Source organism: Kribbella koreensis (assembly GCF_039525325.1).
GTDB lineage: Bacteria > Actinomycetota > Actinomycetes > Propionibacteriales > Kribbellaceae > Kribbella > Kribbella koreensis.
In genome coordinates, this window is sequence record NZ_BAAAHK010000003.1 from 349633 (window position 1) to 358374 (window position 8742).

General features: G+C 66.7%; 7 protein-coding genes. 6 read left to right on the forward strand and 1 reads right to left on the reverse strand.

What is annotated here, in order from left to right; all coding sequences use genetic code 11:
• Positions 1-29: 29 nt before the first annotated feature.
• On the reverse strand, positions 30-1271 hold the full coding sequence (locus ABD116_RS05500; protein ID WP_343965471.1) for a Gfo/Idh/MocA family protein: 1242 nt from the start codon (positions 1269-1271) through the stop codon (positions 30-32).
• Positions 1272-1345: 74 nt separating this feature from the next.
• On the opposite strand from ABD116_RS05500, the gene ABD116_RS05505 reads away from it, so the two are divergent.
• The 6 genes from ABD116_RS05505 to ABD116_RS05530 all read left to right on the forward strand — a co-directional run.
• The gene (locus ABD116_RS05505) at positions 1346-2644 is read left to right on the forward strand and encodes an ROK family transcriptional regulator (RefSeq protein WP_343965473.1); all 1299 of its coding nucleotides are present in this window, start codon (positions 1346-1348) and stop codon (positions 2642-2644) included.
• A gap of 57 nt (positions 2645-2701) precedes the next feature.
• A complete protein-coding gene (locus ABD116_RS05510; RefSeq protein WP_343965475.1) occupies positions 2702-3955 on the forward strand; it encodes an ABC transporter substrate-binding protein in 1254 nt (417 codons plus the stop codon).
• A gap of 1 nt (position 3956) precedes the next feature.
• Positions 3957-4859, forward strand: a complete 903-nt coding sequence (locus tag ABD116_RS05515; protein WP_343965477.1) for a carbohydrate ABC transporter permease — start codon at positions 3957-3959, stop codon at positions 4857-4859.
• The gene (locus tag ABD116_RS05520; RefSeq protein ID WP_343965479.1) at positions 4852-5664 is read left to right on the forward strand and encodes a carbohydrate ABC transporter permease; all 813 of its coding nucleotides are present in this window, start codon (positions 4852-4854) and stop codon (positions 5662-5664) included. The genes ABD116_RS05515 and ABD116_RS05520 overlap by 8 nt, the downstream gene beginning before the upstream one ends.
• 27 nt (positions 5665-5691) lie before the next feature.
• Complete coding sequence (locus ABD116_RS05525) at positions 5692-7428, forward strand: DUF4832 domain-containing protein (RefSeq protein WP_343965481.1); 1737 nt, start codon at positions 5692-5694, stop codon at positions 7426-7428.
• A 17-nt stretch (positions 7429-7445) separates the two neighbouring features.
• The coding region (locus ABD116_RS05530) for a DUF4874 domain-containing protein (protein ID WP_343965483.1) at positions 7446-8742 on the forward strand (1297 nt) is incomplete at its 3' end.

The window sequence follows — 8742 nt, forward strand, 5'->3', positions numbered from 1 at the left end:
TCCAACGATAGCTCGCATCCGAGCGGCTTTCAGGCGGTCAGCGTGACCACCGTGCCGCTCGTTCGGGCCTGCTCGGCGGCCCATACCACCCGATGCGTGGCGAGGCTGGCGCCGGCATCAGTGGGCAGCAAGGTCGGGTCGCCGGTCTGTACGGCGCGCAGGAACGTCGCAGTCAACTCCTGATCCCCACCACCATGCCCGTCACCATCGGCCTCCGGTACTGCGAGCAGCTCCTCCTCACCGGTCCGGAAGTCCACCAACCGGATCGTCTGCCCATCGCCGTCGAGGAACCCGTGCGTGCCGAGAAGCCTTGTCCTGCGATGCTCCATCGGCGTGAACGCGCTCATCGTGAACGAGCACGTGCCGCCATCGGGAAACTCCAGATTCACCACCTGATGATCGACAACATCGTTGTCACACGCATAGACACACCGCCCGTACGGACCGGTCTGCAGCGCCTCGAGCACACCCGCCTCGGTGCGCTCGTCCGTCACCGCACCCAACGGCCAGTAGTGCCGATCCGGATCGGCCAGGCAGTCGAGATAGAGCCGCTTCGCGGAGTACGGACACGTGGATTCCAGCGGACAGTCGAGGCAACGCAGCGCAGCGCCCAAGGGACGCTCGGACGCCTTGAAGTGGGACAGGCTGCCGAACGAGCTGACCCGCGTCGGTACCGCGTCGAAGAGATGCACCAGCCAGTCGAGGTCATGGCACGCCTTCGTGAGCAGCATCGGCGCCGACGTGTCCGACCGCCGCCAATGCCCGCGGACAAAGGAATGCGCCTGATGCCACCACCCGACGGGCTCGAGGTGCTGGACGTTCACCAGCCGCCCGATCCGCCCGGAGTCGAGCAATTCCTTCAGCATCCGGGTGTAGGGCGTGTACCTGAGCACGTGGCAGACCGCGAGGATGATCCCGTTGCGCTCGGCCGCTGCCGCGATCGCAGTCGCCTCGGCCTCGGTCGTCGCCATCGGCTTTTCGAGCAGCAGGTGGTACCCGAGGTCCGCCAGCCGCACGGCCGGAGCCGTATGCAGCTGGTCCTGCGTAGCGATGATCGCGGCGTCCGCCAGCCGGCCGGCATCGGCCAGGTCGGCCCAATCGGCGTACCGGCGATCGGCCGGTACGCCGAATTCCGCACCGAGTGCCGTCCGCCGCCCCGGATCGGGCTCGGCGATGGCGGTCACCCGGGCTGTCCCGGAAGCGACGGCACTCCGGGCGTACAGCTGTCCGCGGAGTCCGCCGCCGACCAGGGCTAGAGTCACGCTTGTCATGGATTCCTTTCCCCGAGATATAAAGGAGTCCATCATTATTGGCACTGATCGCGACGAACCTCAAGGGGTGGACGATGACCGAGGAACCGAGCGGTGGCGACCTGTCCAGACTGCGGCAGCTCAACGCGATGGCGGCGATCAGGGCGCTGCGCGACGACAAGCCGCTGACTTTGACCGAGCTGGCCAAGCGCACCGGTCTGTCCCGCGCCTCGACGGAGGACGTGATCCGGGAGCTGATCGGCCGCGGCTGGGTGGCCGAGGCAGAGCCGACCGCCGGTACGGTCGGGCGACCCGCGCGGCGGTACCGGTTCCGCGCTGACGCCGGACGGGTGCTCGGCGTCGACATCGGCGGTCACACGATCCGCGCCCTGGTCACCGACCTCGACGGCGAGGTGCTGCACTCCGCGACCGTCGCGGTGACCCCCGAACTCGGCCGCAAGGACCGCCTGGCCGCCATCGACCGCTGCGTGGTCGCCGCCCTCGCCGGCGCCGGCACCACCCCCGACCAGATCTGGTCGACCGGCGTGGCCACCACCGGCCTCGTCGACGGCACCGGCAAAGTCATGCTCTCCGACTCCCTCACCGAGTGGACCGGCGTCGACCTCGCGGACCACCTGCGCCGCCTGGTCCCCGCCCCGATCCGAGTCGAAAACGACAGCAAACTGGCCGCCCTGGCCGAGTCTTGGCGCGGCGTAGCCCGCTACGCCAAAGACGTCGTCTTCCTGCTGGCCGGCGTCCGCACCGGCACCGGCCTCATCATCGACGGCAAACTCCACCGAGGCTTCGCCAACGCCGCCGGCGAAATCGGCGCCCTCCCAGCCGTCGGCTGGCTCAAAGCCCCCGACCACCTCCGAGCCTGGACCGCCAGCAACGCCGGCACCCGACCCACCGGCGGCAGCACCGATCGCGGGCTCACCACCGGCAGCACCCGCCCCACGCCTGCCACCGGCAGCTCCACCGCGCCTGCCCGCCCCAATCCCACCTCGCTCGCCCGGCCCGGCGCGGCCGCGGCGGGCGAGCGCGATGAGGGGCGGGGCGGGGCAGATGAGTTCAGCGATGTGTTCGAGGCCGCCCGGAGCGGCGATCGAGCTGCCACCAAGGCCGTCCGGCGGTATACCCGGGATATCGCCGTGGGGGTTTCAGCTCTGATCCTGACCCTCGACCCCGAACTGCTGGTGATCGGTGGCGGATTCTCCCGCTCCGCCGATGTGGTGATCGACGGCTTGCGCGGGGAGCTCGATCGGTGGTGTCTGCGGACGCCGGAGATCCGGATCTCGACGTTCGGCGACGAGGGGGTAGTGCTCGGAGCGGTGCGTTTGGCGCTCGAACAAGTGGAAACGAGCATGTCCGAAGGCGCCAACCCCTTGACATAATTTCAATGGACTCCATGATTAGTCCCAATCACCGGGATGTTGTCTGGAGGACCCAGGATGCGATTGTCGAAGAGGCTGAGCGCGCTGCTGCTCGGCGGGCTACTAGCGGTTTCGGCCTGTTCGGGTGGCGGCGACGACAAGTCGGCCGCCGACCCGAACGCGAAGGTCACGCTCTCGTACGGCGTCTGGGACGCCAACCAGAAACCGGTGATGGAGGCCCTCGCCACCGAGTTCACCAAGACCCATCCGAACATCACCGTCCAGGTGCAGCTCACCCCGTGGGCCGACTACTGGACCAAGCTCAAGGCCGCCGTCACCGGTGGCGCCGCACCGGACGTCTTCTGGATGAACGGCCCGAACTTCCAGCTGTACGCGTCGAACAAGGTGATCGCGCCGATGCCCGGCCAGGCCGACCTCTCGGTCTACCCGAAGCCGCTCACCGACCTCTACACCTTCGAGGGCAAGCCGTACGGACTGCCGAAGGACATGGACACCGTCGGCGTCTGGTACAACAAGACGCTCTTCGACGCCAAGAAGGTCCCGTATCCGAAGGACGACTGGACCTGGGCCGACTTCAAGGACGCCACGGCCAAGCTCACCGACGCGTCGAAGGGCATCTATGGCACGGCCGCCCAGCTGGGCAGCTTCCAGGAGTACCAGTACGACACGATCGCCCAGGCCGGCGGCTACGTGATCTCCCCGGACGGCAAGAAGTCCGGGTACGACGACCGGAAAACCATTGCCGGCTTGACGTTCTGGACCGACCTGATCAAGAACAAGCAGTCACCGGACCTGAAGACGATGACCGACACGACCCCGATCCAGCTCTTCGAGGCGGGCAAGATCGCGATGTACTGGGGTGGCTCCTGGAACGTCTCGGAGTTCACCGCGAACACGTACACCAAGGGCAAGGTCGACGTCGCCCCACTCCCCCGCGGTGAGAAGCAGGCGACCATCATCCACGGGGTCGCCAACGTCGTCTCGGGCAAGACCGAGCACCCCGACCAGGCGTGGGAGTTCGTCAAGTACCTCGGCTCGAAGGACGCGGCCGAGATCCTCGGGCAGAAGGGTCCGATCCCGGCGTACAACGGAACGCAGACCGCCTGGGTCAAGGCGCATCCCGAGCTCAAGCTGCAGACCTTCCTCGACTCGGTCAGCTACGCCGTACCGTTCCCGGTCTCGAAGAACACGGCCGCCTGGAACGAGGCAGAGCTCACGTACCTCACCAAGGCCTGGACCGGTGAGGAGCCGATCGACAAGGCCGCCACCGACCTCGCGCAGGCGATGAACTCGCTGCTCGCCAAGGAGTGAGATGCGGCGACCCGGATCCGTCAAGGAGGCCTTGTGGGGGTACGCGTTCATCGCTCCCACAGGCGTGGGGATCGCGATCTTCTACCTCTGGCCGGTGCTGCAGACCGCGTACTTCTCGCTGACCGAGTGGGGTGCGTTCGGCGGCCATACCTTTACCGGCCTGGAGAACTACCGCCGGCTGGGCAGCGACCCCGAGGTCGGCCGGGCGCTGGTCAACACGCTCACCTACACCGGGCTCGGGCTGCTCAGCATCCCGCTGGCGATCGGCTTCGCGGTCCTGCTCAATCGCAAGGGCATGCGGTTCGTCGGGCTGTACCGGACCTTGTTCTTCCTGCCCGTCGTGACGATGCCGGTCGCGATCGCGATGGTCTGGCGGTGGCTCTACAACGGTGACTACGGGCTGATCAACTACCTGCTGTCGCTGATCGGGATCGACGGTCCGAACTGGGTGGCCGATCCCGCGACCGCCCTGTATGCGCTGGTGGTGGTCGGTATCTGGGCCAGCGTCGGCTACAACCTGATCATCTTCCTCGCCGGACTCCAGGCGATCCCCAAGGAGTACTACGAGGCTGCCGCGATCGATGGCGCCGGACCCTGGCGGCAGTTCTTCCACGTCACCCTGCCGCTGCTGTCGCCGACCGCGTTCTTCGTGTCGGTCGTGTCGGTGATCGGGTCGCTGCAGCTGTTCGACCTGGTCTACGTGATGGCTGGGGCAGGCGCCGGGGCTCGGGCGAACCCGGCGTTCCCCCGGCTGGAGACCGTCGTCCAGTTGTTCTACGACCGGGCCTTCGTCACCAACGACCGCGGCTACGCGGCCGCCATCGTCATGATGCTGCTGCTCCTCATCGTCGTGCTGACCGCGATCCAGTTCCGGTTCCAGAAGAGGTGGGTGCACTATGCGTAGCAAGAACGCCCCGGTGCACACGATCCTGATCGCCTCGGCGCTGGCGATGGTGGCGCCGTTCGTCTGGCAGATCATCACGTCGCTCAAGTCGCTGAGCAGTGCGACGAGTGTCCCGCCGTCGCTGTTGCCGGAGGGGCGGTGGGACAACTACAGCAAGGTCTTCCAGGTCCTTCCGTTCGGTCACCAGTTCCTCAACACGGTGCTGATGGCTGGGCTGCGGACGATCGGGCAGGTGCTGTTCTGCTCGATGGCCGCCTATGCGTTCGCGCGGCTGCGGTTCCCCGGCCGGAACGTTCTCTTCGGCGTTCTGCTGTCGGTGCTGATGGTTCCGCCGCAGTTGTTCATCATTCCGCAGTACCAGATCATGTCGTCGCTGGGTTGGCTCAATTCGCTGCAGGCGTTGGTGGTACCGGGGCTGTTCAGTGCTTTCGGGGTGTTCCTGCTGCGCCAGTTCTTCCTCGGGCTGCCGAGGGAGCTCGAGGAGGCCGCGGCGATCGACGGCGCTGGGCCGGTACGGATCTACTGGTCGATCGTCTTGCCGCTGGCCCGGCCGGGGCTGGTCGCGTTGGCTCTGCTCGTCCTGCTGTGGTCCTGGAACGACCTGTTCTGGCCGCTGGTGGTCAACACCGACCCCGACAAGATGACACTCTCGGCCGGACTCGCCTCCCTGCAAGGGCAGTTCCAGACCGACTACCCCGTCCTGATGGCCGGCTCGCTGCTCGCGTCGCTGCCCATCATCGCGATCTTCACGTTGTTGCAACGCCAGTTCATCCAGGGCATCGCGACATCTGGAATCAAAGGCTGACCCCTTTCACTGGAGGACCTACCGCCCATGAGGTCTCTGAAGACGCTCGCCGCTGCCGTCGCCGGCAGCCTGCTCGCCGCCCTTGCCATCACGTCTCCCGCCTACGCCACGATCAGCGGCCAGTCCGCGACGAACACCGCGACCACTGTCACGTACCAGTTCGGCTTCACCGGCGCACCGACGTACGCGCGGACCTACATCGACACGGATCGGAGTCCGTCGACCGGCTTCGCAACGGGTGGGGTCGGTGCTGACTACCTGCTGGAGAACGGGAGTCTGTACCACCACAACGGCGGCGGTTGGAGCTGGACGCTGGTCGGGGCGGTCACCTTCTCGAACACCGGCGGAGTCGCTCGCTGGACGGTGAGTCGCTCGAGCATCGGTGAGACCGCGACGCCGAACGATGCCGATCTGGTGTTCCAGGTGGAGGCGCCGCTGGAGACGTCGGCGAAGTACACGCAGGTCTACAGCGGGGGCGGCGGCTCGGGTGACGTGACCTACCCGGCGGCGACCGACAACTTCGCGAATCCCGAGCGCGGGCTCTATCACCACACCGGTGACTGCGACAAGGCGGACTTCTCGCTGGCGACGCTGCAGAGCTATCGGACCAGCCAGGGGATCTCGCTGGTGATGTGCGTGTTCTACCTCGCGGAGTACAAGAACTCCGCGATCGCGCAGTCGGCGCTGGATCAGCTCCAGCAGCAGCTCACGACCGTACGGGCCGCTGGGCTCAAGATGGTGCTGCGGTTCGCGTATACGACCTCGACGGCCGGCGACGACGCGCCTTTGAGCCGGGTGCAGTCGCACCTCGATCAGCTGGCGCCGTACCTGAGCGGCAACAAGGACGTCATCGCGGTCATGCAGGCGGGCTTCATCGGTGCCTGGGGTGAGTGGTACTACACGCAGAACTTCGGCAACGCGGGCACGGTCAGCTCGGCCGACTGGGCCAATCGGAAGGCGGTCGTCGACAAGATCCTCAGCGTGCTGCCGTCGGACCGGATGGTCCAGCTGCGGACGCCGAAGATGAAGCGGACGATGTACTCGACGTCGCCGGTCGCGGCCGGTTCGGCGTACAACGGATCGTCGCTGTCCAGGCTCGGTCACCACAACGACTGCTTCCTGGCCAGTCCGGACGACTTCGGGACGTACGAGAACACCTCGGTCGAGTATCCCTATCTGCAGTCCGACACGTCGTACGTAGCGATGGGTGGCGAGACGTGTGGCTCGAACCCGCCGCGGTCGAGCTGTCCGACGGCTCTGTCTGAGCTCGCCGGCTTCCACTGGTCCTTCATCAACACCGACTACGAGCCGACCGTCCTCAACTCGTGGAACACCGGCGGTTGCCTCGCGGACATCACCAAGCGCCTCGGCTACCGCTTCACCCTGCAGACCGGCACGCTCCCGACGACCGCTACCCGCGGCGGCAGCCTTCCGATCTCGATCACCCTGCAGAACAGCGGTTTCGCGACGCCGTACAACCCACGTCCCGTCCAGCTCGCACTACGGAACACGTCGACCGGCGCTGTGACAGCACTCGCCCTGAACACCGACCCCCGCAAGTGGACGGCCGGCGCGACCACCACGATCTCGCAAACCCTCACCGTTCCCTCGAGCCTCCCTGTCGGCTCGTACGCCCTGCTCCTCAACCTCCCCGACCCACAGCTGTCCAGCCGCCCCGAGTACTCCGTGCGCTTCGCGAACCAGTCCACCTGGGAAGCGGCGACCGGCATGAACTCGCTCCTGCGCACCATCACCGTCAGCTAGCCTTCAAGGAGTCCATCGTGAACCGGCCCCGCCTGAGACAGCTCTCCGTCGCCATCGCTCTACTGAGCCTGGCCCTCCCCACCCAGGCCGCCGTTGCCCATGGCAACGGAACGACCACTCGCACCTACACCGCCTCCACCGATGTCATCGCCAACCCTGAGCGCGGTTTCTACCACCACACCGAGACGCACTACTACGCCGACGGCTCCGGCTATGTCCCGCTCGACGCAACCACTCTGCGGGGGTTCCGCACCTCTGAGAACATCACCCAGATCCTCCGCGTCTTCTACCTGGAGAAGTTCGCCGGCCAGGACAAGCTCGACCAGGCCTACCTGGACAAGGTCCGCGCCGACTTCACCACCATCCGCGTCGCGGGCGTCAAGGCGATCGTCCGCTTCGCCTACGCGCTCCCCGGCGAAGGCTGGCCGCCACCCACGCCGTACGGCGACGCACCCCTGGCCCGGGTGTTGAAGCACATCAACCAGCTCACCCCGATCCTGCGCCAGAACTCCGACGTCATCGAGCTGGTCCAGGAAGGCTTCATCGGCCTCTGGGGTGAGGGCTACTACACCGACCACTTCTCCGACCCGACCGACCCCAGCATCGTCACCGACCAGAACTGGGCCGATCGCAAGGCCGTGACCGACGCCTTGCTCCGAGCACTCCCCCGCGACCGGATGATCCAGGTCCGCACCCCATACATGAAGCAACGCACTTACGGCGTACCGACCGGCACTGCCGGCGCCCTGACCGCCGCCCAGGCCTACAACGGCACCCCTCTGGCCCGAATCGGCCACCACAACGACTGCTTCCTGGCCAGCCCCGACGACTTCGGCACCTACCTGAGCGACCCGATCCAGCTGGACAAAGACTTCGTAGCCCAAGACAGCAAGTACCTCCCCCAGGGCGGCGAGACCTGCGCCGTGAACTCTCCCCGCTCCGACTGGCCCTCAGCCTCGGAGGAAATGGCCCGCCTGCACTTCTCGTTCCTCAACACCGACTACAACCACGACGTGCTGGACACCTGGGCCGACGGCCTAACGGTTGCCAAGAAGCAACTCGGCTACCGCTTCACCCTCGTCAACGGCACCTACCCCACCTCCAGCCGCCCCCGCCGCAACCTCCCCATCACCCTGAACATCCGCAACGACGGCTGGGCCACCCCCTACAACCCCCGCAAGGTCACCCTCATCTTCCAAGGCGCCCACCACACCTACACCACCCCGGTCCCCACGGACCCCAGGCGCTGGCTCCCCGGCACCACAACCACCCTTAACCTCAACCTCCCCCCCCCCCCCCCCCCCCCCCCCCCCC